This window comes from Corynebacterium sp. 20-84 (assembly GCF_053479455.1).
This window is the reverse complement of the sequence record NZ_JBRBCB010000010.1, coordinates 65,492-89,979: the sequence shown is the minus strand read 5'-3', so window position 1 is coordinate 89,979 and position 24,488 is coordinate 65,492. Positions and strand designations below refer to the sequence as shown.

Here is a 24,488-nt window from a genome sequence, read left to right as displayed (position 1 = left end):
GTGAAAAGAGTCCGAGAATCGAATGGCCGTTCGAAAATATGGGTAAAGTTCCAGGTCGGCAGAGAATGTCCTCGAACAACGAGGCACGGCTCCGGTTGGAATAGGCGTTAGGGTGGGGGAATGATTACCCATGCATTACGAGAATTGGCTGCGAGTGCCAAAGAACACGCGGCGCGCTTTAACGACGGCGAAGACCACACTGTCGCGGCGGCGTTGCTGACTGCATCAGGAAGGCACGTGCTCGGCCTCAATGCATTTCATTTCTTGGGAGGCCCATGCGGGGAAGTCTCTGCTCTAGCCGCTCATGCGGCCACGTGTCCCGAGGATCCGGTGCGGGCTGTCGTAGCGGTGTACGGGCCCACGGGTATCGTTATTCCGCCGTGCGGCAAGTGCCGGCAGGTCCTGTTCGACCTCGATCCCGAAATTCAGTGCGTGGTCCGGACAAGTAATGGCTTCGAGGCGCCGACTGTCGCGGAACTCCTTCCCAACGCGTTTGACTGGCGGAATTTGGGCGGGGATCAGCGCGTGTACATGTGGGAGGGTTACGAAGAAGCAATTCGAAGTGGAGCGAAGCGGCAAACAATCCGTGTGGATGACCCCTTCCGGGAAGGTGGTGCGCAGCTTGTCTTCGAAAAAGAGTCCGGAGTCACGGTGACTATGCCTGCACGGATTGTCTCGGTTGCCACAATCCAACGGTCCAGCCTGACAGAAGAACATGCAAAACTGGATGGATTTGCTTCGCTGGGTGAGCTGCACGAGGCGTTGGACGCACATTACCCGGGGCTGGCTCCGGAAGACCCAGTCGACGTCGTCAGCTTCGAGATCGGTTAACCCAAGAACTGCTTGATAAAAGCAGTCAACTTGCCCGGTTCCTCGTCCTCGAAGCGGGTGTCCACGACCACCAGGGGTGCGGTGTACATGTCGTGGTCGGGGGAGGTGACGACGAGGTCGGTGCCGTAGTCGTCGATAAGCAATTGCCATGCGAAGTTGTGCTCGCGGATGAACGCGTCGCCGAGCGCTGTGCCGTACATGCGCGCGATGTCGCCGCGGGAATATGCGCGGCGGAGGTCGGGGTCGAGGGCGAGGTAGTCGCCTAAGGTCTCTTCGAATGAGGCGACGATGTCATCGATCGACCCGTTGATGCCGGCACCGGCGGCTTCGGCGAGGTCGCGGTCGATCTGGGAGCGGGTGGCGGCATCGATGTCGTGGAACTCCATGCGCCCGAGGATAGGCTGGAACACATGTCGAAGAAGAAACCGCGCCCCACGCCCGTTCCGGCCGAGCGAATTGCTGGGCTTATCGACGCCCACACCCACCTCGCTTCCACTGGTGCCCGCACCAAGGATGAGGTGGATGCGGTTGTTGAGCGCGCAGTCGATGCTGGCGTTGAGAAAATCTGCACTGTCGGCGACGGGCTCGACGAGGCTGAATTGGCACTACAAGCTGCTCATTTCAATGACCGTGTGTTCGCGGCGTGCGCGATCCACCCGACGCGCGCGGGCGAGCTCGATGATGCGGTGCGGAAGCGTCTGACGGAGATGGCTGCGGACGAAAGATGCGTGGCGGTGGGGGAGACCGGCATCGACACGTACTGGATCAAGCATGATCCTGACCGGACTGCACCCCTGGACGTCCAGGAAGAGGCGTTTCGCTGGCATATCCAGTTGGCCGTTGATTCCGGCAAGGCGCTCATGATTCACAACCGTGAGGGCGACGAGGAGATGATGCGGATTCTCGCCGACTCGCCACGCCCGGAGCATGTCATGCTGCACTGTTTCTCTTCGCCCGTTGAGGTTGCGCGGGAAGCTATCGAGCGTGGATACGTCTTGTCTTTCGCGGGCAATGTGACGTTCAAACGCAATGATGATCTCCGGGAAGCGGCGAAACTCGCCCCAGTCGGCCAGCTGCTGATCGAAACTGACGCGCCGTACATGACACCGGAGCCGTTCCGGGGTGCGCGCAACGAGCCTTCCCTGATCGGGCATACGGCGAAGGTGGTTGCGGCTGCGCGCGGAATGGCGGTGGAGGATCTCGCTGCGGAAGTGGGCGGGACCTTCGGGCGCATCTTCGGTGTGTGAGGTAGCACACTTTTGTATTTGCGCAGGTTGGTGGTGGCGCACGTGTTTGCGGTGGCACGTGTGATTCTTGTGGCGGCAAGCAACATCCTGGCCAGGTGAATTTCTGGTGTAAGGGCGATCTTTACCGTATCGTTACATAGGTTCGCTTCCCCCAACTGAGGATTTCTTTCTATGTCGCGTCATCGTCGCATCAATAAGACCTCGACCACCCGCGCCGTCATCGCCTCCACGGCAGTGGGTGCCCTCGCCATCGGTGGAGCCACCACCGCAGTCGCCGCGCAGAAGTCGGTGACCGTGGACGTCAACGGCGAGCCCATCGAGCTGACCACTTTCGCTGGTAATGTCGGCGGAGCGCTCCAGGCCGCTGGCGTTGAGGTGGGCGAGAAAGACCTCGTCTACCCCGCACCGTCGAATGCCCTGAACAGCGGCGACACGGTGACCGTCCGCACTGCAAAGCCTGTCGCAGTCACCATTGACGGTGGCGAAGCCCAGGAGTTCACCACCACGGCGCTGACCGTGTCGGATTTCCTCAAAGAGCTGCCGGGCGCAGGTGGTTCTTCCCATGCTTTCGCTGAAGATGATGTGCTCACCGACAACATGACCATCGATCTGACTTCCCCGAAGATCGTGGCTATTCATGACGGAGGCAAGACCACCTACGCTGCCGCGGCCGCCAAGACGGTTTCCGAGCTGCTCAGCTCCCGCGGTGTGCTGGTGGACTCCAACGACCGCGTTTCCCCGGGCATGGATGCCCCAGTGACCGGCAACATGGACATCACCATTGACCGCGTCGACTTCGATGAGCGCACAACCGTCGAGGAATTCGACGTCGAGCCGCACTACGTCGAAGACGAAAGCCTCGCCCCGGGTGAGGAGAAGGTCCGCGAGAAGGGTGAGAAGGGCAAGCGCGAAACGACCCGCCGCATCGTCACGGTGAACGGCGAGGTGGAATCCGATGAGATCGTCAAGCGGGAAGACACCCGTAAGGGTCGCGCGGCTGTGATCGCTCGCGCCAAGAAGGAATCCGCTCCCGCTGTCGCAGGCGGTTCGGTCTGGGATTCGCTCGCGCAGTGCGAGTCCGGCGGCGACTGGTCCATCAACACCGGCAATGGCTTCTACGGCGGTCTCCAGTTCACTGCATCGACGTGGGCCGCGTACGGCGGCACTCAGTACGCGCCGACCGCGAACTTGGCTACCCGCGAGCAGCAGATCGCTGTCGCGTCGAAGGTCCAGCAGGGCCAGGGCTGGGGTGCATGGCCTGCCTGCACCGCGAGCCTGGGAATCCGCTAACCTCGGAGGGCATGACTAGCCCCGACATCCAGTTGCTCGGCCCGGTGGAGATCCGGGCGCTCGCCGATGAGCTCGGGGTGACCCCGACGAAGAAACTGGGGCAGAATTTCGTTCACGATCCGAACACGGTGCGGCGCATCGTGGCGGCGGCTGATATCAGCGCTGACGACACCGTTCTAGAGGTCGGTCCCGGCTTGGGCTCGTTGACGCTCGGTCTGCTCGAGGTCGGGTGCCGGGTGTCCGCCGTCGAGATCGATTCGCGGCTGGCGGAGAGACTGCCGCAGACTGCCGCAGAATTCGCGCCGGGGGCAGCGGGCAGGCTGTCGGTGCTCAACCAAGACGCGCTCAAGGTTCAGTCCGACGAGATTGAAGCGCCGACCGCGCTGGTGGCGAATTTGCCGTACAACGTCGCGGTCCCGGTGCTGCTGCACCTGCTGGAGGAATTCCCCAGCATCCGCCGCGTGCTCGTGATGGTGCAGCTCGAAGTCGCGGATCGCCTAGCGGCGGACCCCGGCTCGAAAATCTACGGCGTGCCCAGCGTCAAAGCGTCGTTCTACGGCGACGTGCGCAAGGCGGGCAATATCGGCAAGAACGTTTTCTGGCCCGCGCCGAATATCGAATCAGGGCTCGTGCGTATCGACGTCCGCGACAAAGGGTGGCCAATCTCGTTGCGCGAGCGCGTTTTTCCGCTTATCGACGCAGCGTTTGCGCAGCGACGCAAGACCCTCCGCGCCTGCTTAGGCGGGGTATATGGGTCGTCCGCTGCAGCAGAGGAAGCGTTGCGCGCGGCCGGCATTGACCCGCAGCTGCGCGGCGAGAAGCTCGCGGTGGAGGATTTCGTGCGACTGGCACAGGTGGGTGAAAAATGAAATTCACGGCACGCGCGAACGGCAAAGTGAACCTGCACCTCGGGGTAGGGGAGGTTCGCAGCGACGGCTACCACGACCTGTCCACGGTGTTCATGGCTGTGGACCGGCCGGAGACGGTGACGCTGACGACGCTGAAGGGGGACGTCGATAAGCATCCCGATGCGTCTCCGCTGAGCTTTGTCTCGGAGATGCGCACTACCTACCACGTGCATGAACCTGATGAGGATCTGGACAATCCGAAGAACCTCGCATGGAAGGCAGTGGATTCGATCTGCACCGGGTACATGGGGATTCTCGCGCAGGATATGACGCGGGAAGACATTAGACCGGATCTGCCGATGATGCGGTTGGAGGTCGATAAGACCGTGCCGGTGGCAGGGGGCATGGCGGGCGGATCCGCCGATGCTGCTGCAGCTGTACAGGCGATCAGTGCTTTGATCGCGCACTACGATCGTGCGCTGCCAGAAGAACTATTCAAGTACCTGGTTCCGGGGCTCGGGGCGGATGTCCCGTTCGCGGAGATGGGCGGCATCGCGCTGGGAACTGGGCGTGGTGATTCCCTGGTGCCGATGATGGGGCGCGGGACGTACTGGTTCGCCTTCCTTAATCCGAAGGTGGGGCTGTCGACGAAGGCGGTGTTCGAGAAGCTGGACGACCTGCGTTTCAATTACGCATCGATGGTCCCGCACATGGATACGACCACACTGTCGCGGGCACTCGTGTCGGGGGATCCGCAGCTGGTGGGCGCGGCCATGCACAATGACTTGGAGGCGGCGGCGCTGGCATTGCGGCCGTCGCTCCAGCAGCTCATCCACGACGCCGAAGATGCCGGAGCGATCCGGGCGATGGTGTCTGGTTCTGGCCCGACCATCGCGGCGCTGTGTGCGGATGAGGAAGGGGCGAGGGCGGTCGTCGATAAGCTCGGCTCTGATGCGGTCGAAGCTTTCGCTGCTCACGGGCCTGTTGGTGGTGCGCGGCTGCTATAGCATGCAGGTATGAACGAAGAAGAATTGCAGCAGCGCATGAATAAGTTGGCGGAGCAAATTGCTGCCTCTTCGGAGGAGGACAAGAACAGCTACATGCGCGAAACCGCTGAATGGGACCGTGCCTACGACTGGTGGGGATACGGCGCCCTTTAGAATGGCCCCATCATGGCGAACCTGATCAACCTGGAAAATGTGTCCAAGACGTGGGGTTTGAAGACCCTGCTGGACGAGGTGTCGCTCGGTGTGCAGACCGGGGACCGCATCGGCGTGGTGGGGCTCAATGGCGGCGGCAAGACGACGCTGCTTGAAGTGCTCACGGGCATTGAGCCGCCGGATACCGGCCGTGTCTCGCATACCAACGGGTTGCGGATGGCGGTGGTCACGCAGCGGTTCACGCTTCCGGATGACGTGACGGTCGGGCAGGCCGTGGTGGAGCCGCTCGGGCTCGAGGTCTTCGAGTGGGCGTCGAATGCGAAGGTGCGCGAAGTGCTCGCGGGCACGGGCGTCGCGGATCTGGGTTTGGACACGCCGGTGGGAAATCTTTCCGGCGGTGAGCGCCGCCGCGTGAATCTCGCCGCGGCTTTGGTGCAGGACCTGGACCTGATCGTGCTTGACGAGCCCACGAACCACCTGGACGTGGAAGGCGTGCAATGGCTCGCCGACCACTTGCTGAAGCGGAAGGTCGCGATCGTGGTCGTGACGCACGACCGCTGGTTCCTCGACACTGTGGCCACCCTGACCTGGGAGGTGCACGACGGGAAAGTCGACGTGTACGAAGGCGGCTACAACGACTGGACGTTCGCGCGCGCCGAGCGTGCGCGACAGGCGGACGCGATCGAGCAGCGCCGCCAGAACCTCGCGCGCAAGGAGCTCGCGTGGCTGCGACGTGGCGCCCCCGCACGGACATCGAAGCCGCGCTACCGCATTGAGGCGGCAGAGGCATTGATCGCGGATGTTCCTGCTCCGCGCGACACCGTAGAGCTCATGGCGTTTTCGAAACAGCGCCAAGGCCGCGTCGTGGTGGAGCTCGAGGATGTGCGCATCGACGCGCCTGACGGGCGCACTCTCGTTGACCATCTGACATGGCGGCTGGCCCCCGGCGAACGCATCGGCTTGGTCGGAGTGAACGGCTCTGGAAAGACGACGTTGCTGCGGGCGATCGCGGGAGACTACCCGCTGGCGGAAGGGCGTCGCGTCGAGGGCCAGACGACGAAGATCGGGTGGCTGCGTCAGGAGCTCGACGACTTGGATCCGTCCCGCCGGGTGATCGACGCGGTGGAAGACGTGGCCACCTACATCACGCTGGGCAAAAAGGAGATGTCGGCGTCGCAACTGGCGGAGCGCCTCGGGTTTTCTCCGAAGCGGCAGCGGACGCCTGTTGGGGACTTGTCCGGCGGCGAGCGGCGCCGCTTGCAGCTGACGCGCGTGCTCATGAGCGAGCCGAATGTGCTGCTTCTCGACGAGCCGACGAACGACCTCGACATCGACACCCTTCAGGAACTGGAGAACCTCCTCGACTCGTGGCCGGGCACCCTGGTGGTGATTTCACACGACCGCTACCTGATTGAGCGCATTGCCGATGTCACCTACGCGTTATTCGGCGACGGTGCTTTGACGAATCTTCCCGGCGGGATCGACCAGTACCTGGAGCGCCGCAAGAGCATGACGGAGGATTCTGGAGTGCTGGATCTCGGCGACACCGCGCCCAAGGAAAAGCCCGCCGACGGGCTGAGCGGGCAGGAGCGCCGCGAGCTGATGAAGAAGATGAAGTCGCTCGACCGGAAGATGGAGAAACTCCATGAGGAAGCGGCTGCTCTCGAATCGGAAATCGCGACGATATCGGGGGAAGCTGACCCTGATTTCGAGGCGATCGGGGCGAAGACAGGGCAGGTCGCGGAATTGCGTGCACAGCGAGAGGAGCTCGAAGTGGAATGGCTTGAGCTGGGAGAGCGGCTGGAAGGGTAGTTACCCAGAACTAGGTTTTTAGGAAAAATAGTTCAAAAGCCAAAATTAAATCGGAGTTCTCTGTACTGTTTCCGCCATGGGGAACAAAGTGAGCTCAGTCACAGAGAAGCTTCGATTCGGCAGGCGCACGTTTCTGGCCGGCGCCAGCTTGATGGCCGCCACCGCAGCGATGGGGGTGCCGCGGGCGAAAGGGCAGGAGGCTCTGCTCACAGTGGGCCGCGGCATGGCCGACATGACGGGCGAACCACTCGGCGCCGGCATGAACGGGTACGCGGTGATGAAGCAGTCCACCACCGGAATCCGTTTCCGCCAGTTCGCCAGGGCGTTCATCTTCGAGGACAACGAGGGCGTGAGCAGCGTTTTCGTCATCGTGGAGATGGGGCTGATGTTCCAGTCGATTCAGCTGGAGGTGCTGCGTCGACTGCGCGAGAAATTCGGCGGCAAGTACAACGAGTCGAATGTCTTCATCAGCGCCACGCACACGCACGTTGGCCCCGGCGGCACATCGGGCCACCTCATGGTGGACCTGACCACGCTCGGCTTTCGCCCCGTCACCTTTGAGGCGACGGTCGAAGGCATCGTCGAGGCAGTGGAGCGCGCGCACGCGGACAAGCAGCCGTCGAATCTGCGTCTCGTGCGCGGTGAAGTCAAGGACGCGGGTGCGAACCGGTCTTTCGAGGCATTCAAGCGCAACCCGGCAGAAGAGATCCGCGAGTTTCCCAACGGAGTGAACCCGGAAAGCTTGACGCTGTTCATCAGCCGCGGCGGCCAGGACGTCGGCTTGATCAACTGGTACGGCTTGCACGCCACGAGCTTCGGGCACGAGCACACGCTTATCGACGGCGACCATAAAGGCTGGTCCTCTTGGCGCATGGAGAAAGAGCGCGGAGTTGTTCACCGGGATGTCGAAAATCCTCCCTTCGTCGCCGCATTCGCTGCAGCACCCCAGGGCGATATCACTCCGAATGCGGGGTTGGAGCCGAAGACGGGGCCGGGCTACGAGGATGAGGCGAAGTCAGCGCAGATCCTCGGTGACCGCCAAATCGACGCTACCGAGGGAGAACTGGTGGACATCAGCGGGACAAGCGTCCGCAACCGGCACCAGTGGGTGGACATGCGGGAAGTGGAGATCCGTGGTGAGTTCACCCCCGACGGCACAAAACAGCGCACCGGTCCGGCGATTCTGGGTGCGGCATTCGCCGCGTCGAGTCAGGAAGACGGTGGTGGTCTGGAGGTCCCCATCTTCAACGAGGGTGAGCGCGGCGGAACACCATGGGTCAAAGAGCTCAACAACGTCACTGTGCCTGATGAATGGAACGAGATTCACGGCGCCAAAGAAATGCTGCTGCCGCTGGGCTATGTCGACGGCATGATCCAGCAAGTGCTCTTGTTCTCGATCACGCAGATCGCGGGCCTGACGATCATCACTAACTCGATGGAGCCGACGTCGATGGCGGGCTACCGCATGAGGAAGCACGTGGCGGACATTCTCGACGTGCCGTTGGAGACCGTCGTGTGCCAGGGCTACACGAGTGGATATGCGCACTATGTGACCACGCCGGAGGAATACGACAACCAGGACTACGAAGGCGGGGCGACGATCTTCGGGCGCCACGAGTTGTGTGCGATGGTGCAGGTCTACGACAAGTTGGCGCGGTCGTTGAAGGAGGGCTCCCAGATCGATTCCGGCGGGCCGGCGGGCGACCTGACAGGGTGGATTCCAAAGTCCCTTTCTGGTTTGCCGGGCATCGACCGGCCGGCCTGGGGCAAAGAATTCGGTGATGTGATCACCTCGACCGAGAAGGTCAAAGCGGGCGATACCGCCTCGGTGACATTCTCCTTCGCCAACCCCAACTCGGATCTGCGCCGCGGAGTCGGTTACCACACCATCACGAATGCGGCGGGCGAGATCGTGGCGGATGATTTCCACTCGAGCACGATCATCGAATTCGTGAAGAATTCCGATGTCGTCAACGCCCGCATTTCGTGGGACACTGATGCGTTCGATCCCGGCACCTACACCGTGAAGGTGGAGGGAGTCTCGCGCGCGATCGGCGGAAGCCTGACCCCGTTCACCGGCAGCACGGAAGTGACCGTCGTTTAGCTCGTACACTGGGCGCCATGATTTTGATCAACGTTCGTTTCCGTCCCCTGCCCGAGAACACTGAGAACTTCCGCGAGCTCGTCAATGACTTCACCGAGGCGTCCCGCGCGGAGGAGGGCAACCTCTTCTTCGAGTGGTACCGCAGCACTGACGATCCGCGCGAGTACATCCTTGTTGAGGGCTTCAAGGATGACGCCGCGGAGGCGCACGTCAATTCCGACCACTTCAAGGCGGCACAGGAACTGTTCCCGCAGATCCTGGAGGAGACCCCGCAGATCATTAACACTCTGATCGAGGGCAAGACTGAGTGGGACGCGATGGCGGAATTCCAGGTCTAGTCCATATTCCCGAATGGGCTAGGTGGCCCTCTAAACTGTGCGCAGTATTTGAACCAGATCTGCTTAGAAAGGGGAGGGCCTATGTCTTCACAAGAAGGGTCCACCAAGGTAGCGAACGATTCCGCCGTTCCGAAGGGAATCGGCTCTCTTCTCGGCGCCGTGTTCCTCATGGCGACCAGCTCGATTGGCCCGGGCTTTCTCACCCAGACCAGTGTGTTCACCGTCCGGTTGGGCGCTGCTTTCGCGTTCGCGATTCTCATTTCCATTCTCGTGGATGTCGCGATCCAGCTGAATGTGTGGCGCGTGCTCGGTATCTCGGGGTTGCGCGCTAACGAGCTCGGCAATTCAGTGATCCCCGGGCTGGGGTGGGTGATGTCGCTACTGGTCTTCGCCGGTGGCGTGATCTTCAATATCGGCAACATCGCCGGTGCAGGGCTGGGCATGAATGCCATGCTCGGCCTTGACCCGAAGATCGGCGGCGCGATCTCAGCGGTCATCGCCGTATTCATCTTCTTGTCCAAACGCGCAGGTGTTGCGCTGGACCGCATTGTTGTGGGCCTCGGCGCGATCATGATCCTGCTGATGCTGTACGTCGCTATCGTCTCCCAGCCGCCCGTCGGAGATGCGTTGAAGCAGACGGTCCTCCCCGAGCAAGTGGACTTTGCAGTCATCGTCACGCTGATCGGCGGCTCGGTCGGCGGCTACATCACCTTCGCCGGTGTCCACCGCATCATTGATTCGGGCCAGACCGGTGTGGAGAATATCAAGAATATTTCGAATGCATCTGTGCTGGGCATCGTGGTGATCGGCATCATGCGTGTGCTTCTCTTCCTCGCGGTGCTCGGCGTGGTTGCTACCGGCGTGGCGCTTTCCAAGGACAATACGGCCGCCGATGCTTTTTACCAGGCCGCCGGAGAGTTCGGTCTTCGTGCCTTCGGTCTGGTGCTGTGGGCGGCGGGCCTGTCGTCGGTGATCGGTGCGTCCTACACTTCGCTGACATTCGTGACCACGCAGAAGACAGATGTGAAGCTGCGCAACTGGCTCACGGTGGCATTCATCGTGGTGTGCACGATCCTCTTCCTTCTCGTTGGTGCTGCGCCGCAGAAACTGCTCATCTTCGCGGGTGCCTTCAACGGGCTTATCCTGCCGATCGGTTTCGCCGTGGTCATGTGGGCCGCGCTGTTCCGCAAGGACCTACTCAAGGGATACAACTACCCGGTGTGGATGAAGGTCATCGGAGTGATTGTGCTCGCAGGAACCTTCTACATGGGTGTCTCTTCGCTCGCGGGGTTGTCGGAAATTTGGGCATAGAAAAAGATCCCGCCCGCGCTCGGGAGTTTTTCCGCACTCATGACGTCGGCACCACTGCGGGGTGGGCGCCGGGGTACGCGCAAGCGAACCTCATCGCTGTGGATGAGAAGTACGCGTTCGATTTCCTGCTCTTCGCCCAACGCAACCCGAAGCCATGTCCTGTCTTGGGGGTTCTCGAGGCGGGGCAGCTGGAGTCCGACCTCATGCCGGGTGGCGACATCCGTACCGATATCCCCGCGTACAAGATCTACAAGCACGGGGAGCTTGTCGACGAAGTGACCGACGCGACCGGCTACTGGACCGATTCCACGGTGGCTTTTCTCATCGGCTGTTCTTTCACATTCGAAGACGCTCTGCTAGCCGAAGAGGTTCCTGTTGCCCACATTGAGCAAGGGCGGAATGTGCCGATGTTCATGACGAATATCGAAACTGAACGTGCCGGTATTTTTGGTGGCCCGATGGTGGTCTCAATGCGGCCGATCCCGGCGAACAGGGTGGCGGATGCAGTTCGCATCACCTCGCGCTATCCGGCGGTGCACGGGGCACCGGTTCACGTCGGGGACCCGGCAGCGATCGGTATCCACGATCTCTCAGCCCCCGATTTCGGCGAACCAGTGGAGATCCCGGCAGGAACGATTCCAGTGTTTTGGGCTTGTGGTGTCACACCTCAGTCCGCTGTGATGAGCTCAAAGCCGGAGCTGGCTATCTGCCATGCTCCGGGCAAGATGCTCATCACCGATATCCCGGATCGGTCCTATCAGATCCCTTAAGCAAATTGCTTAAACGATTGCTTAAACAATTGTCGCGATAGTTACCCCAGGCTTCACGCGCGCGCCTTCGTCGGCGGAAACAGAGATGGTGCCGGCCGCGGGGGACTTCAGCGTCGACTCCATCTTCATGGCTTCGACAACGGCTAGCGGCTGGCCCTTTTCCACGGTGTCTCCGTCGCTGACCATCCACTTCACGATGGTGGAATCAAATTTCACCGTCACGGCACCCTCTCCGCCAGTCTCGGAGGACTCAGGTTCGCTCGTTTGCGGGCTACCGCCTCCAGAGAGCATGCGGCGGGGGATGCCGATTTCGTGCAAGCGGCCGTCGATCTCGATGACGACGGTTTCCCGTTCGTCGTAAAGATGCTCAATATCGCTGGTTTCGTGGTTAGCGCTCGGCGAGTAGTTTCCGTCGACCCAGTCGGTGTAGAGATCGAGGGAATCGCCGTTCAATTCCGGTGCGTCCACCATGTCGCGGTGGAACGGCAGCACGGTCCGCACGCCCTCAATGGTGAACTCCTTGAGCGCCTGGCGGGAACGCGCCAGCGCCGCATCGCGGGTCGGCGCGATGACGATCAGCTTGGCCATGAGCGAGTCGTAGTACGCCGGAATATCGCTGCCGGTGCGCACACCGGAGTCGACACGGATGCCGGGGCCGGTGGGGACGTCGAAACGCGTGACCGTGCCCGGTGACGGAGCGAAACCATTGGTGACGTCCTCGGCGTTGATGCGGAATTCGAAGGCATGGGAGGTGATTTCCGGGTCGGTCCCGAACGACAGTTCCTGGCCATCAGCGATGCGGAACTGCTCCGCGATGATGTCCACGCCCGTGACGACCTCCGTGACGGGGTGCTCGACCTGCACGCGTGTGTTGACCTCGAGGAAGGAGACGGTGCCGTCTTCCGACACGATGTACTCGACGGTGCCGGCACCGATGTAATTGGCGGAGCGGCAGATCTCGCGTGCGCCGTCTTCGATGCTGCTGCGCTGTTCCTCAGTCAGGAAGGGGGCGGGGGCTTCTTCGATGAGCTTCTGGAAGCGGCGTTGCGTCGAGCAGTCTCGGGTGCCCAGCACGGCGACGTTGCCGTGTGTGTCGGCGAGCACCTGGGCCTCGACGTGACGGGGGTGGGTGAGGAATTTCTCGACGTAGCATTCGGCGCGGCCGAAAGCTTCCTTGGCTTCGCGTCCGGCGGAGGCGAAAGCATCCTCGATGTCCGCTTCGTCGTGCACGACCTTGAGGCCGCGCCCGCCACCGCCGTAGGCTGCCTTGATCGCGATCGGCATGCCGTGCTCTTCCGCGAACGCGCGGGCCTCTTCCCAGTTATCGATCGGGTCCTCGGTGCCCGGGGCCAGCGGAGCACCGACCTCGACAGCGACGCGACGAGCCGCGATCTTGTCGCCGAGCAGGTCGATGGATTCCGGGGTGGGGCCGATCCACGTAAGCCCCGCGTCGACGACGGCGCGTGCGAAGTCTGAGTTCTCCGAGAGGAAGCCGTAGCCGGGGTGCACGCAGTCTGCACCCACCTTGTGGGCGAGCGAGATGAGCGCGGGCACATTCATGTAGGTCTCGGAAGCGCTATTGCCGGGGAGGTGGTAGGCCTCGTCGGCGACCAAGGTGTGCAGCGCGCCGGTGTCAGCGTCGGAGTAGACGGCGATCGAGCGGATGCCCAAGTCGCGTGCCGAGCGGGCGATGCGAACCGCGATCTCGCCGCGGTTGGCGATCAGAACGGCTTTGAGGGACGTTTCTGGTGCGGGAGTGGACATGGGCTTATTCTCCTTCGCTGTAGAGTTCGAAGCGGATGGTGGAACCGGGGGATAGCTGGGCGGCGATGTCGACATCTTCGCTGATCACTGTGGCGATGACTGGGTAGCCGCCGGTCACGGCGTGGTCGCGGAGGAAGACGACCGGCTGCCCACTCGGCGGCACCTGGACACTGCCAGCCACCATTCCTTCTGAGGGCAGCTCGCCACCGCGCTCACGCTGCAATGGCTCGTCAGTTTCCAAACGGACGCCGACGCGGTTGGATTCGCCGGTCACCGTGAAGGTGGTGTCGAGGAATCGTTCGACTTCGGCTTTGTTGAACCAGTCATCGCGTGGGCCGAGGACGCAGCGCACGGTGGCGACATCGTTGGTCACGCGAAGTGGGTTCGAAAGCAGATCGGTGGCGGTGCCGGGTTTTCTCATCGACACCGAGACCGTGTCGCCGGCCTGGATCGGAGCGGGCCCGAGTCCGGACAGCAGATCGGTGGCGGCGGAGTCGAGCTCCGTGTCGGCAATCAATCCACCGCGCACTGCGATATAGGAGCGCATACCGGTCCGCGGCGGGGAGACCACGAGCTGCGCGCCTGCGGGAACGATGATGGGCGTCGCCAACGGGAACGGTTTTTGCCCCACGAAGACCTCGCTGTCCGCGCCAGTGACGCACACGACGGTCTCGGCCAAAGCAGTCATGGACAGGCCGCCGATATTTTCAAGAAGTGTCGCGTTGCGCTTATTGCCCACCACGTCGTTGGCAATACGGGCGGAGGCCCTGTCGGACGAGCCAGACGTGGTCACGCCGAGGCTGCCGTTGCCTTGCCTTCCGAGGTCCTGGTAGAGGGTTTGCAGCCCGGCCTCGTCGACGGTGAACAACGGCATGCGCGGGGGAGTGTCTAGTTCGTAGTGGCTGGTCTCCTGCTCGTCGGTGAGCTTATCGACGCGAACGTAGCGCACTGTGTCACCCGGGCTGACGAGCGCTGGCGGTTCGGCAGTCGAATCCCACATCGGGGTCGTGGTCGTGCCGATCAGCTGCCACCCGCCGGGGGATGTGCGCGGATAGACAGCCGAGAAATCGCCTGCCAGCGCGACTGCGCCCGCCGGCACTTCGGTGCGGGGGGAGGAACGGCGGGGCACGTCGAGTGCGTCGGCCTCATCGGCCGGGACGCAATAGGTGAATCCGGGAGCAAAGCCGCCAAAACCGGCTTTCCACACGGTGGAGGTGTGCCACTCGATGAGCTCCTCGCGGGTCTTTCCCAGCAGCTGGGCGAGCTCGTCGAGGTCTTCGCCGTCGTAGCAGACCTCGATCTCGATCTCGCGTGACTCCTTGGCCGCAGCAGCTTCGGGCGTGAAGGTGCGCAGGAACTCAGCGGCCTTTTTCGCTGCGGATGTCGAATCGAACGTGACCAGAACGGTCCGGGCACCAGCTACAACGTCAGTCTGGCGTTCGAGTGGGGAGGTGTTCAGGGCTCCGTAGAAGTCCATCACTTCTTCGAGGCTGTCAAGGTCGATCATGAGTGCGCGTGTTCCGACGCGCTTGATGTCTCTGCTCACAGAAAGCTCCTGATCTCGATGCCTTCGCCCTTCAATTTAGCGACCACACTGCGGGTCAGCTCCACTGAGCCCGGGGAATCGCCGTGGACGCAGACGGATTCGGCTTGAACGTTGACGACGCTGCCATCGATAGCTGTCACGGCGCCTGTCGACGCGACTTGCAACACGCGGTCGGCAACGTGCTCGGCATCGGTCATCACTGCGTTCGGTTCGCGGCGCGACACCAAGGTGCCGTCGGGGTTATACCCGCGGTCGGCGAAAGCTTCGCGGATGACGCGCAAACCGGCCTTTTCAGCGATGTCCACGGCAATGCCGCCGGGCAGCAGCATGACGGGCAGATCACCGAAAGCCTTGATGCCGTCGATGACGGCCTGAGCATGCTTCTCGTTGTGGACGATGGTGTTGTAGAGCGCACCGTGGGGTTTGACGTAGCGCACCTTAAGTCCCTGCGCCCGCGCAAGGGCGTCTAGAGCGCCGATCTGGTAGAGCGTTTCGTCGGCAAGCTCGCCCGGGTCGTAGTCGATGAAGCGGCGACCGAAACCAGCGGGGTCTTTATAGGCGATGTGCGCGCCGACGACGACGTTGTGCTGCTTCGCGTCAGCGAGAGTGCCGCTGATGGAGTGCGGGTCTCCCGCGTGGAACCCCGTGGCCACGTTCGCGCTGGAGACCATCCCCAGCATGGCCGCATCGTCGGCAACTGGGTTGCCCGCAGTGGTTTCGCCTAAATCGGCGTTGAGGTCGATGTGCTCGCTCACAATGAACCAACTTTCAGAGTTATGGAAGTTATGGGAAATTCTCATAACAGTCTAGTGACCCATTCCTCCGCGGATTCAGGGAGAGACCCCGGACACGATATACGCTCCCATTGTGGGCCGAACCACATGGGCTCGATGACCGAATTCAAGGTGTGGGAGCAGGCGTATTACCGTTGTAGCTATGACATCCGAGAGCACGAATAAACCGCCGAAGCTGTCCAAGAAGGCGTACGAGACCGAGCTACTCCGCCTCCAGGCTGAACTGGTGAAGATGCAGCAGTGGGTCGTGGCCACTGGTGCACGCATCGTTGTGGTCATGGAAGGCCGTGACGCGGCGGGCAAGGGGTCCGCCATCAAGCGCATCACCCAGTACCTGAACCCGCGTGTGTGCCGGATTGAGGCGCTGCCGAAGCCGACGGAACGGGAGCAGACGCAGTGGTACTTCCAGCGCTACGTCGAAAAGCTTCCTGCTGCTGGTGAGATCGTGATCTTCGACCGCTCCTGGTACAACCGCGCCGGAGTGGAGCGCGTCATGGGCTTTTGCACGACGGAGGAGTACCGCCGCTTCCTGCACCAGGCACCGATTTTCGAGCGTTTGCTGGTGGAGGACGGGATCGTGCTCCGCAAGTACTGGTTCTCCGTGTCGGATGAGGAACAGCACGCGCGCTTTGAATCCCGCCGGAACGATCCGTTGCGCCAGTGGAAGCTGTCGCCGATGGATCTGGAGTCCATCACGAAGTGGGAGGACTACTCCCGCGCGAAGGATGAGATGTTCATTCACACCGACATCCCGACTGCGCCGTGGTACACGGTGGAATCGGAAGACAAGAAGCGCTCGCGCATTAACGTGATTTCACATCTTCTGTCCACGATCCCGTACGAGCACATCGAGCCCGACCTGCCGGATGTGCCGGAGCGCCCGGAGTCCGACGATTACGAGCGCCCGCCGCGCGAGGAGTTCCGTTATGTCCCGGATGTGGCTGCCAAGCTGGAGAAGGGAAAGCAAGGCAAGCAGTCCAAGGATGAGAAGAATAAAAAGAAGAAGTAGTAATTACTTCGGATAGCCACGGGGCGTGCTCACCGTTTTATTTCTGGGAATCCAGAAACGGTAGGGCGCGCCCTTGTTCTTGCTGATGCCGATGCGCGGGCCAGCGACCCATTCAGGTTCGGCTTCGCGTGGTGCAAGCACGATCGGGGTGCCGTTATCTTCTAGCGAAAAGCCGAGTGCGCGACCGAGGTTTCCAGGGCCGCGTGCGAGGTTTTCGTATGGGATGATCTTGCCATTTGCTTGTCGACGCTGTCTGGCGAGATCCTCTCCCTCAGTGATTTCCCCGCCACGCATGAGGCAGCCTTGGCCAGTGCCTTCGGGTGCGCACACAATATTGCCGTTGAGGTGAATCCCGTAGGACAAATAAACGTAGAGCCGTCCCGGTGGGCCGAACATGGCGGCATTGCGTTTGGTCTGGCCGCGGTAGGTGTGTGCGGCGGCATCTTCTGCGCCGAGGTACGCCTCGACCTCGGTCAGCCGGATGGTCACGCCGTTGTGGCTGATGTAGCAGCCGAGAAGCTGCGGGGCGACGATATCGGCGGGCGCGGAGAAATCGATCATTCCTCAACTTCTAGCGGAAAAGTCCGCTGGTGAGTAGCCAGTGGATGATTCCGCCGAGAGCACAGGGGCTGGAGCCTTGCGCTTCATTGCCATAGTTGAGCTCGAGGGTGAGAACTGTCCCTTCGGGCACCTCGCTGGCCTTGAGCTTGGGGGAGGGCAGGGGGTGGTCCTCGGATTTAGAACTTCGGCAGAGGAGGGAGCTTGATCTCCGGCGGGTGGATATTGAAGATGTCCGCGAATCCTTGGATCAACGCGCCGACCGCCATAACGATGCCGGCGATGCCAAGTAAGACAGCGACACCGTTGGTCAGTTTAGCCAGGAGAGAATCGTCGTCGGTGGAGGAGAGGTTTTTCCAGTCGATGCTGGGCTTGCTGCTCTTTTCGGTGTCCGCACTAGAGTCTTGAGCGGGCGCAGGATCGCCAGAGTCGCTGTACTTAAGATCAAGTGCAATTGGCTCGATTTCCTTGCCTAGCTCGTACGCGAGAAGAGATGCGACACCGCCGTCGGCGAGTTTGCCTCTTGAAGTCGTGGCCTTGTAGTTCTTTCCGGGAGTGATCTTTTGGGGGAGGGTGTAGGTTGCGATGACAGCGTCATCAGCCTCTGAACGCTGATCCGGATCGGACCCGGGAAGACCGCCCACAACCACGTAGTCCGCAACGAACTTGGCTGTGGTGTCTACGATCTCGACCTTCATGTCGGAATAGGTGAGGTTGAGACCCCATTCACCCTCCTTGTAGTGGTCCTTGTGCCCGAGGAACGTCAGCGCGCCATCGAGTTCAATCGTTCCGTTGCCCTGCTCGTCCAGGGTGATGCCGGCTGGGTTGACGGGCAAATCGAAGCCTATGGTTGAGCCAGAAGAATTGGTTTTCTTCTTCGCGCCGTTGTCAGCGGTGATCACTCCACGGGCAATGGGGCCTTGCACATAGTTGAGGAAAGTTGCCTTAATCGGCCAACTCACTGTGCCAGTCGGCCGGGGTGCCTCTTCGGCCTGAGAAAACGGGGCCACAGTGGTGCCGATCAGAACCGTGGCAGCCAGTGCGTACGAAATTCGATGATGGGTTGGGATCATGTTTCTCACTCAATTGATTGTGTTGCGGTTGAAAGAGGTTGACCCCCGCGCGGCGGATTCGCCGAACGGGGGTTTACTCGGGTTGGAAGGTTGACGGTTTAGCGGAAGAACTGCGGGAACAGCTTCGGACCGACAAGAGCGCCGATACCACCGAGCAGGGCGAGGATCGCACCGACGATGCCGATGAGGCCTCCGGTGCTCAAACTCGATCCTTCCTTAGGGTCTTCCTTGCCCGGGTTTTCCTTGCCCGGGTTTTCCTCAGTCTTCGGGGGTTTCGGAGCCTTGAATTTAAGCTCGATCGTGAACGGGTCGGCTTCCGGTTTGTAGTCCTCGCTGTATGCTAGGAGCGAATCGTAACCCCCCTGCTTCAAGCGGCCTTCCTTGGAAGTCACCTTGACGGTTGAGTTCTCCTCTGGAGTTACTGCCTGAGGCAGTTCGTATTCCGCAATGACAACGTCATCGCCCGTCGGTTTACTTGGTGCGCCAGAGCCCGGAAGACTGCCGAAGAGCTTGTAGTCTGCGATGAACTCAGCCTTGGTGCCGGTCACCTTCACTTTCAAGTCATTGTAGGTCAGGTCCAAGCCCCAGCCGCCGTTCTCGCCGAGCCCCGGGTGTGCAAGGAACTGGATGGCGCCGTCGAGAGCGATTGTACCGTTGCCTTGGGCATCGAGCGTTGTCTTCGCTGCGTCCACCGGAAGGTTGAAACTCTCAGTCTTGCCTTCAGCGGGAACCTTCTTGGCACCATTCTTCACGTGGATTTCGCCCTTCGCAAAGGGCTTCGCGATGTAGCTTAGGAAGCTCTCTTTGAGCTTCCAGTCCATGGTGCCGGATTCGACAGCTGGAACAGTCTGTGCAGCAGCGGAGGGGATGATCAATGCAGTTGCGGCGACTGCCGCGGTGGTGGCAGTTGCCAGAGATTTGGAGAAGCTCATGAAGATCCTTTCGGTATTCTTGGGGCCCACGAAAGCATACTAAGGATTGCCTAACCTAAGCAACCTTTGGTTGTTGATTACACCTTTTGGGGGAGGAGCACAAAGGGATTCACTGCCATTTGATGTCGAAGAGCGTCGAGGTGTCGGCGTCGATACGCTCCTCCTTCTCCGGCCGGACGTAAACGCCGCGTTCTGTGCGTTCGACGTGGATGGGCCAGTCGTAAACTCGAGAGAGCACCTCGTCGGTGTAGACCTCGTCTAGGTTTCCGGCGGCGGAAACTGTGCCGTGGCTCAAGCACACGAAGTGGTCGCAGTACGCGGCGGCGGCTTGTAGGTCATGGAGGACGACGACGACGGTGCGGCCAGCCTGGGCTAGTTGACGCACCGTGCCGAGGGTGCGCTGCTGGAAGCGTATGTCCATCGCTGCGGTGGGCTCGTCGAGGAAGACAATCGGTGTTTGCTGAGCGAGGATCCGTGCGAAAGCGACACGGGCGCGTTCACCGCCGGACAAGGTGGTCACATCTCGGTCTTGCAGATGCGCCACACCGGCGACATTGAGAGCCGCGTCGACCACAACTCGGTCGTGTTCGCGGGTGGACTGCTTTGTCCATGGAGTGCGGCCCATCTCTACGACGTCGCGCACGAGAAATGAAAAGGCGACCGAAATGTCCTGCAACATGACGGAACGGGTCTGGGCGAGTTCGAGCTTGGTCGCGTTGAAAACGTCGACACCGCCTAGGGAAACAGTGCCTGACGCCGGTTGCTCATCGCCCGCGATCGCAGATAAGAGAGTGGACTTGCCTGCTCCGTTGGGGCCGATGACCGCGGTAATTTTCCCGGCGGGGGCTTCGATTGAGACATCCTCCAGGATGCTGGTGCCACTGCGGGCAACATTGATGCCGGATGCAGTTACTGTCACAATGCTCTCCGTTTCCGGATCATCTGGCGTAGTAGGAAGAAGAACGTGGGCCCGCCAATGAGAGCGGTGAAGATGCCGATAGGCAAATCCGCGAAGGGGATGAGCGTGCGGGAAAGGATGTCTGAACCTGCGATCAGTAGCGCACCGCCAAGGGCTGAAGCTGGCAGAAGGACGCGGTTGGAGGGGCCGGCTATGGTGCGGATGATGTGGGGGATGATCAAACCCACGAAAGCGATGAGGCCGGCGAAGGAGACGGCGGCTGCGGTGAGCAGTGTGGATAAGAAGAGTGCCGCAATCCGCAACCGTGGCACGTTCAAACCAACGTGTGCGGCCGCCGTGTCACCGAGTGCAAGCAAATCGAGTTTTCGGCCGAGCATGACCGCAAGCACCGCCGTTATGGTCACAATAATGGCGACGATGCCTGTGTGCTCCCAGTTCGCGCCCGCGAGAGTGCCCATCTGCCAGAAGATGATCTGCTCGCGTGCGGTTGTGGGCGCGAGGAACACGAGCATTGAAATTGCCGCGCCAGCAATTGCGTTGGCGGCGATGCCCACCAGAACGAGGTTGATCACTTGAACCTTCCCGTCCATGCGGGCGAGCTGGTAAACAACCGCGGTGGTGAGGACACCAGCGATGAATGCGAAAAGCGGCACGGCCCACGTGCCGAAAAGACCGCCACCGAAGACGATCGCGACGGCTGCGCCTACGCCTGCGCCACTGGTTACGCCGATGATTGATGGCTCAGCCAAGGGGTTGGAAAACACCGCTTGCATGAGTGCTCCGGCTAAACCGAGCGCCGCGCCGACGAAGAGCCCGAGGGCGAGACGGGGGAGACGGATCTGCCAGATCACCGAAGAGTCGAGATCGGTCGCATTCATCGGCCCAGCGATCAGAATCGGCCAGAGCTCGCGCACAGACAGGTCGTATTGCCCGACGATTACGGATGCAGTACTCGTCACAGCGAGCAGCGCAGTGGTGATGACATAGATCGCGATGCGGCGCGTTTCCCGTTTACGAAATGTATCGTTCGCGCGCTTTTCAACGATTGTGCTGCCTCCCATTACCCCTCACCGTAAAGTGCATGCGCAGCGCGCAGTAGCAGTTCAGGAGTCTGCGGTCCGTAAGCGAGGGAGTCGCCGTCGGGAAGTGTGAGGACTCGCTTGTTCTGTCCGGCCTGAGTTTGCGCGACACCGGGGCGCTGGAGAAGACCTTCGATCTCACCGGCGGATTCGAGGCCGCCGGACATCATGACGAACAATTCTGGATTGACCTCCGCGAGCGCCTCTGGGCTGGCTGGAGAAGGTGCGCCGATACCGTTTTCCGTGTTCACGTCCACCCCGCCAAGGGCCGAAATCAAGTCCTGCGTGTGGTTCTCGTTCCCGAGTAGGTAGAACACACCACCCGTTCCTCGTGCATAAAGGAAAGACATGCGCAGCGGCTCGGCCGGAAGAACTTCAGCGATGGCGGCCTTTGCCTCTTCGAGCTCTTTTTCTGTGCGCTCAGCGAGTTGTTCGCCGATGCTGGGTACTCCCATTACAGCTGCGAGATCGCGGATGTCCTGCCCGATGGAGTCTAACTGGCGCTTCGGTTGCATGACGACAGTGGTCACGCCTGCTGCGCGGATCTGGTCGATGGCTTCCTGTGGGCCGATCGAGTGGTCGACGATGACAAGCGTTGGCTTCAGGTTGAGCACTGCTTCAGGGTTGAGGGTGTGGCCGCCTTCAGTAACCACCGGTACTTGACTGAGCGACTCTTCGGTGGAACTGACCGTGCGGCCGACGATATTGTCGGTGAATCCCAGACCCCGCAAAGTCTTCGAGTATGTGCCGTACAGATCGAGCGCGAGAATGCGGGAAGTGTCTTCGACGACAACATCGTGGCCGTCCGCATCCGTCAGCTCGACGGGCAGAGCTGGCTTCGGGGCGGAAGTGACGGGCTCGACTTCGCCGAGGTTGCTAACCTCCGCAACACCAGATTTCGCGTGCGGGTCCTGCCCCGCCTGCAGTGAGTCTGCGAGATCTTGCGTCTGCGACTGGGTGGGGTTGTCCCACGAGGCGCATCCGGTAGCGAACACGAGGGTGGCGGCCATGGAGGCGCCGAGGAGGGTTCTCTTCACTGGGAGGATCTTTCTTTGGATTTTTCGGCCAAAAGTCTAGTTTCGAGTGACAAAGTGGGTGAGTACACCACCCGCGGTCACGAAGGAAGCGAGGATGGTCAGCATCTGGGCGATGGCCGAGTCGTCCCACGTGAACCCATCCTCTTTGGAGTTCTTGATTTGGAACTGGCTCTCTCCGGTGCCCTTGGACTCGCTCACGCTATCCACGCCCTCAACCTCGTTGAAGACGCTGTCCGCTGTATCGGAGTCCAGAGTGCCTGCGGTGCCGTTGGTGCCGCTTCCACTTCGTAGCGCCGCAGCCTGATCGGCTGAGCCTCCTTGGCCGGTTGCGGATGCCGAAACAGAGTCGCCTTGTCCTTGAGCGCAGTTGGACTTGCCGCCGAGGGTGGCAGTGAAAGAGATCGGATCGAGGGCATCGCCGACTGGGTAGAAATGGGCGAAAGCTTCAGCGCCGACCGCGGTGAGTGTTGCGGTCGCGGTACCTGATGCCGAGCCCTCGGACACGTTCAAATCGCTGAATGCCAAGTCCGCCAAGGCAACGCGGCCGTAATCATGGGGGTTGCCCTCTGTGTCGTTGGACGTGGCGTTGACAATGAGTTTCCCGGAATTCCCGGAGAATTGGATTTCCAAGTTGGAGAATCGTGTGTCGAGGATTCCATCGTGTCCGGTAAAACGAGTCGCCCCCGGGAAGAGAATCGAACCAGATTTGTTCTGCACGTTCACGGCACCTTGGTTTCCGGACCACTGGAAGGTGCCGTTTGAATCGCTAACCTTGGACAGCTGCCAATTGCCCTTGGCAATGGTGCCGCGAATGTAGTTCCGGAAAGACTGTCGCACACCCCAGGCAGCTTGAGCGTTCTGCACGCCGCGGGATCCATTGTCAGCGCAGACTGCGCCGGACCCGCCGCCTGCGGTAGCCGGAGCAGCTGCGGCACCGCCAGAGCCAGAGTTGACTGTGGAGTTCCGCGGAGTCGCCGCCGCGGTGCCGCCGCCGACAGGGGCGTTGCTGGTGCTCTGCGAGGCCGTCAGCTTAGATTGGTTCTGGGCGACGCCGACTGGGGATACCTCGGACGCTGTGAGTGTCGGCGAGGTGCCGCCTGAAGTGCCGGCACCCGTCGTTCCAGAATTTCCGCCGCGGCGGTTTGCCAGCTTTTCTGCGTTGGTGAGCACATTGTCGGTGTTCACCATGAGGCCGTTGATCTCAACAAGGGTGTCGTTCACAGTGCCCAGGAGATAGGCGGGACCTTCGGTTGCGTTGGAGCGGGTCGCGCCGCGGTCCCCGGAACCCGATCCTGCGCCTGCGCCTTCGCTCCCGAGTCCGAGAGAGGGGGCGGGGCCCGATTCGTCGCGGAGAGAAACTTCGACGTCGATGCCGTCCATGGGTGTGCCGGGTTTGTAGAATGTTTTACCGAACACCTCGAGGGCTTGAGGATTGTTGGGCAGCACGGATTGGTTGGGGGCGCTTTGGATGCGCACGGTGTCTTGCGTGAAGTCGGGTGCGGATGTCAAGGTCATCGTGGCCAAGGGCACGTTCTTCCAGTCCTTGAAGTTGCCCTTTGTCTTCGTGTCGATGAACTCTCGCCCGTACGCGTCCGCGTACACCTGTGCCTGGTTTCCCTTGACCTTTAGACGGATGTTCTTGAGGGTGAGGTTGAGGATGTCGTTGTGGCCGACGAACTGCACCTCACCGTCAAACGCGATGACACCGGTGTCCTTTCCGCTCATGCTGGACTGCTTGGCGGTAAACGTGAACTGTCCACCGGAAAGCGGTGCGGTGCCGCGGATGCTGCCTTTGGCGATGTTCCCCGTGATGTAGTTGCGGAAAGATTCCTTCACGCCCCACTTCATCTGACCGGAATGCACGGCCCGGTGACTGGTAGTGGCTGCGGTGGTGTCGGTCTGTGCCTGAGCCAGCGGAGCAGGCCCGAACCCGAATACCAACGCTGGTGTGCCGGCTCCAAGAACCGAAATGGAGGACGCGGCAAAAAGGGCTGCGATTTTGTTCTTGACCATGGAGTTTTCCTTCGGGTACGGGCTTCAAGTTTGTGCGTTGACCAAGGGTAGGC

Annotated in this window: 23 protein-coding genes; 12 read left to right on the top strand and 11 right to left on the bottom strand. The window is 61.3% G+C overall.

The window, feature by feature from the left end:
• Positions 1 to 120 precede the first annotated feature (120 nt).
• Positions 121 to 831, top strand: a complete 711-nt coding sequence (locus ACUY2Y_RS08875) for an ASCH domain-containing protein (protein WP_448325816.1) — start codon at positions 121 to 123, stop codon at positions 829 to 831.
• On the opposite strand, the gene ACUY2Y_RS08870 is transcribed toward ACUY2Y_RS08875, so the two are convergent.
• Positions 828 to 1,217, bottom strand: a complete 390-nt coding sequence (locus tag ACUY2Y_RS08870) for a DUF3806 domain-containing protein (protein WP_448325814.1) — start codon at positions 1,215 to 1,217, stop codon at positions 828 to 830. The two genes, ACUY2Y_RS08875 and ACUY2Y_RS08870, sit on opposite strands and share 4 nt — an antisense overlap.
• A gap of 24 nt (positions 1,218 to 1,241) precedes the next feature.
• On the opposite strand from ACUY2Y_RS08870, the gene ACUY2Y_RS08865 reads away from it, so the two are divergent.
• The 10 genes from ACUY2Y_RS08865 (at position 1,242) to ACUY2Y_RS08820 (ending at position 11,711) form a co-directional block, all read left to right on the top strand.
• The gene (locus tag ACUY2Y_RS08865; RefSeq protein WP_448325812.1) at positions 1,242 to 2,078 is read left to right on the top strand and encodes a TatD family hydrolase; all 837 of its coding nucleotides are present in this window, start codon (positions 1,242 to 1,244) and stop codon (positions 2,076 to 2,078) included.
• 171 nt (positions 2,079 to 2,249) lie between these two features.
• The gene (locus ACUY2Y_RS08860; protein WP_448325810.1) at positions 2,250 to 3,368 is read left to right on the top strand and encodes a transglycosylase family protein; all 1,119 of its coding nucleotides are present in this window, start codon (positions 2,250 to 2,252) and stop codon (positions 3,366 to 3,368) included.
• 11 nt (positions 3,369 to 3,379) lie between these two features.
• The gene (gene rsmA, locus ACUY2Y_RS08855) at positions 3,380 to 4,237 is read left to right on the top strand and encodes a 16S rRNA (adenine(1518)-N(6)/adenine(1519)-N(6))-dimethyltransferase RsmA (protein ID WP_448325809.1); all 858 of its coding nucleotides are present in this window, start codon (positions 3,380 to 3,382) and stop codon (positions 4,235 to 4,237) included.
• The gene (locus ACUY2Y_RS08850; RefSeq protein WP_448325807.1) at positions 4,234 to 5,223 is read left to right on the top strand and encodes a 4-(cytidine 5'-diphospho)-2-C-methyl-D-erythritol kinase; all 990 of its coding nucleotides are present in this window, start codon (positions 4,234 to 4,236) and stop codon (positions 5,221 to 5,223) included. The genes rsmA and ACUY2Y_RS08850 overlap by 4 nt, the downstream gene beginning before the upstream one ends.
• A gap of 9 nt (positions 5,224 to 5,232) precedes the next feature.
• Positions 5,233 to 5,376 (top strand): hypothetical protein, encoded by a 144-nt coding sequence (locus ACUY2Y_RS08845; protein WP_448325805.1) that lies wholly within the window; start codon positions 5,233 to 5,235, stop codon positions 5,374 to 5,376.
• 12 nt (positions 5,377 to 5,388) lie between these two features.
• Complete coding sequence (locus ACUY2Y_RS08840) at positions 5,389 to 7,188, top strand: ABC-F family ATP-binding cassette domain-containing protein (protein WP_448325803.1); 1,800 nt, start codon at positions 5,389 to 5,391, stop codon at positions 7,186 to 7,188.
• A 76-nt stretch (positions 7,189 to 7,264) separates the two neighbouring features.
• On the top strand, positions 7,265 to 9,292 hold the full coding sequence (locus ACUY2Y_RS08835) for a neutral/alkaline non-lysosomal ceramidase N-terminal domain-containing protein (protein WP_448325801.1): 2,028 nt from the start codon (positions 7,265 to 7,267) through the stop codon (positions 9,290 to 9,292).
• Between the two features lie 17 nt (positions 9,293 to 9,309).
• A complete protein-coding gene (locus tag ACUY2Y_RS08830) occupies positions 9,310 to 9,630 on the top strand; it encodes a putative quinol monooxygenase (protein ID WP_210573178.1) in 321 nt (106 codons plus the stop codon).
• An 81-nt stretch (positions 9,631 to 9,711) separates the two neighbouring features.
• A complete protein-coding gene (locus tag ACUY2Y_RS08825) occupies positions 9,712 to 10,941 on the top strand; it encodes an NRAMP family divalent metal transporter (RefSeq protein WP_448325798.1) in 1,230 nt (409 codons plus the stop codon).
• Positions 10,932 to 11,711: a putative hydro-lyase gene (locus ACUY2Y_RS08820; RefSeq protein ID WP_448325796.1), complete on the top strand. Its 780-nt coding sequence runs from the start codon at positions 10,932 to 10,934 to the stop codon at positions 11,709 to 11,711. Before ACUY2Y_RS08825 ends, ACUY2Y_RS08820 begins: the two co-directional genes overlap by 10 nt.
• Before the next feature lie 21 nt (positions 11,712 to 11,732).
• On the opposite strand, the gene ACUY2Y_RS08815 is transcribed toward ACUY2Y_RS08820, so the two are convergent.
• From ACUY2Y_RS08815 to ACUY2Y_RS08805, 3 genes are read right to left on the bottom strand one after another with little or no spacing between them, the layout of a single operon-like run.
• The gene (locus tag ACUY2Y_RS08815) at positions 11,733 to 13,475 is read right to left on the bottom strand and encodes an acetyl/propionyl/methylcrotonyl-CoA carboxylase subunit alpha (RefSeq protein ID WP_448325794.1); all 1,743 of its coding nucleotides are present in this window, start codon (positions 13,473 to 13,475) and stop codon (positions 11,733 to 11,735) included.
• 4 nt (positions 13,476 to 13,479) lie between these two features.
• On the bottom strand, positions 13,480 to 15,021 hold the full coding sequence (locus tag ACUY2Y_RS08810) for a 5-oxoprolinase subunit B/C family protein (RefSeq protein ID WP_448325792.1): 1,542 nt from the start codon (positions 15,019 to 15,021) through the stop codon (positions 13,480 to 13,482).
• Complete coding sequence (locus tag ACUY2Y_RS08805) at positions 15,018 to 15,779, bottom strand: LamB/YcsF family protein (RefSeq protein WP_448325876.1); 762 nt, start codon at positions 15,777 to 15,779, stop codon at positions 15,018 to 15,020. Before ACUY2Y_RS08805 ends, ACUY2Y_RS08810 begins: the two co-directional genes overlap by 4 nt.
• A 178-nt stretch (positions 15,780 to 15,957) precedes the next feature.
• On the opposite strand from ACUY2Y_RS08805, the gene ppk2 reads away from it, so the two are divergent.
• Positions 15,958 to 16,824, top strand: coding sequence for a polyphosphate kinase 2 (ppk2, locus tag ACUY2Y_RS08800; RefSeq protein WP_448325790.1), 867 nt, complete (start codon positions 15,958 to 15,960; stop codon positions 16,822 to 16,824).
• Positions 16,825 to 16,827: 3 nt separating this feature from the next.
• Here the strand turns inward: ppk2 and ACUY2Y_RS08795 are convergent, their stop codons facing one another.
• The 7 genes from ACUY2Y_RS08795 to ACUY2Y_RS08765 all read right to left on the bottom strand — a co-directional run bounded on the left by ACUY2Y_RS08795 (position 16,828) and on the right by ACUY2Y_RS08765 (position 24,435).
• Positions 16,828 to 17,385, bottom strand: a complete 558-nt coding sequence (locus ACUY2Y_RS08795) for a DNA-3-methyladenine glycosylase (protein WP_448325788.1) — start codon at positions 17,383 to 17,385, stop codon at positions 16,828 to 16,830.
• A gap of 176 nt (positions 17,386 to 17,561) precedes the next feature.
• A complete protein-coding gene (locus tag ACUY2Y_RS08790) occupies positions 17,562 to 18,455 on the bottom strand; it encodes an HtaA domain-containing protein (RefSeq protein ID WP_297850208.1) in 894 nt (297 codons plus the stop codon).
• 98 nt (positions 18,456 to 18,553) lie between these two features.
• Positions 18,554 to 19,387 carry an HtaA domain-containing protein gene (locus ACUY2Y_RS08785; RefSeq protein WP_448325786.1) on the bottom strand — a complete coding sequence of 278 codons (834 nt, stop codon included), beginning with the start codon at positions 19,385 to 19,387 and terminating at the stop codon, positions 18,554 to 18,556.
• Positions 19,388 to 19,496: 109 nt separating this feature from the next.
• Positions 19,497 to 20,306: a heme ABC transporter ATP-binding protein gene (locus ACUY2Y_RS08780; RefSeq protein WP_349236934.1), complete on the bottom strand. Its 810-nt coding sequence runs from the start codon at positions 20,304 to 20,306 to the stop codon at positions 19,497 to 19,499.
• Positions 20,303 to 21,367, bottom strand: a complete 1,065-nt coding sequence (locus ACUY2Y_RS08775; protein ID WP_297850211.1) for a FecCD family ABC transporter permease — start codon at positions 21,365 to 21,367, stop codon at positions 20,303 to 20,305. Before ACUY2Y_RS08775 ends, ACUY2Y_RS08780 begins: the two co-directional genes overlap by 4 nt.
• Positions 21,367 to 22,395, bottom strand: coding sequence for a heme/hemin ABC transporter substrate-binding protein (locus tag ACUY2Y_RS08770; RefSeq protein WP_448325874.1), 1,029 nt, complete (start codon positions 22,393 to 22,395; stop codon positions 21,367 to 21,369). Before ACUY2Y_RS08770 ends, ACUY2Y_RS08775 begins: the two co-directional genes overlap by 1 nt.
• Positions 22,396 to 22,458: 63 nt before the next feature.
• A complete protein-coding gene (locus ACUY2Y_RS08765) occupies positions 22,459 to 24,435 on the bottom strand; it encodes an HtaA domain-containing protein (protein WP_448325783.1) in 1,977 nt (658 codons plus the stop codon).
• Positions 24,436 to 24,488: the final 53 nt, after the last annotated feature.

Coding starts and splice junctions, on each gene's coding strand:
- ACUY2Y_RS08875 (WP_448325816.1), top strand. CDS start 121: ATGATTACCCATGCATTACGAGAATTGGCTGCGAGTGCCAAAGAACAC.
- ACUY2Y_RS08870 (WP_448325814.1), bottom strand. CDS start 1,217: ATGGAGTTCCACGACATCGATGCCGCCACCCGCTCCCAGATCGACCGC.
- ACUY2Y_RS08865 (WP_448325812.1), top strand. CDS start 1,242: ATGTCGAAGAAGAAACCGCGCCCCACGCCCGTTCCGGCCGAGCGAATT.
- ACUY2Y_RS08860 (WP_448325810.1), top strand. CDS start 2,250: ATGTCGCGTCATCGTCGCATCAATAAGACCTCGACCACCCGCGCCGTC.
- rsmA (WP_448325809.1), top strand. CDS start 3,380: ATGACTAGCCCCGACATCCAGTTGCTCGGCCCGGTGGAGATCCGGGCG.
- ACUY2Y_RS08850 (WP_448325807.1), top strand. CDS start 4,234: ATGAAATTCACGGCACGCGCGAACGGCAAAGTGAACCTGCACCTCGGG.
- ACUY2Y_RS08845 (WP_448325805.1), top strand. CDS start 5,233: ATGAACGAAGAAGAATTGCAGCAGCGCATGAATAAGTTGGCGGAGCAA.
- ACUY2Y_RS08840 (WP_448325803.1), top strand. CDS start 5,389: ATGGCGAACCTGATCAACCTGGAAAATGTGTCCAAGACGTGGGGTTTG.
- ACUY2Y_RS08835 (WP_448325801.1), top strand. CDS start 7,265: ATGGGGAACAAAGTGAGCTCAGTCACAGAGAAGCTTCGATTCGGCAGG.
- ACUY2Y_RS08830 (WP_210573178.1), top strand. CDS start 9,310: ATGATTTTGATCAACGTTCGTTTCCGTCCCCTGCCCGAGAACACTGAG.
- ACUY2Y_RS08825 (WP_448325798.1), top strand. CDS start 9,712: ATGTCTTCACAAGAAGGGTCCACCAAGGTAGCGAACGATTCCGCCGTT.
- ACUY2Y_RS08815 (WP_448325794.1), bottom strand. CDS start 13,475: ATGTCCACTCCCGCACCAGAAACGTCCCTCAAAGCCGTTCTGATCGCC.
- ppk2 (WP_448325790.1), top strand. CDS start 15,958: ATGACATCCGAGAGCACGAATAAACCGCCGAAGCTGTCCAAGAAGGCG.
- ACUY2Y_RS08795 (WP_448325788.1), bottom strand. CDS start 17,385: ATGATCGATTTCTCCGCGCCCGCCGATATCGTCGCCCCGCAGCTTCTC.
- ACUY2Y_RS08790 (WP_297850208.1), bottom strand. CDS start 18,455: ATGATCCCAACCCATCATCGAATTTCGTACGCACTGGCTGCCACGGTT.
- ACUY2Y_RS08785 (WP_448325786.1), bottom strand. CDS start 19,387: ATGAGCTTCTCCAAATCTCTGGCAACTGCCACCACCGCGGCAGTCGCC.
- ACUY2Y_RS08775 (WP_297850211.1), bottom strand. CDS start 21,367: ATGGGAGGCAGCACAATCGTTGAAAAGCGCGCGAACGATACATTTCGT.
- ACUY2Y_RS08770 (WP_448325874.1), bottom strand. CDS start 22,395: ATGGCCGCCACCCTCGTGTTCGCTACCGGATGCGCCTCGTGGGACAAC.
- ACUY2Y_RS08765 (WP_448325783.1), bottom strand. CDS start 24,435: ATGGTCAAGAACAAAATCGCAGCCCTTTTTGCCGCGTCCTCCATTTCG.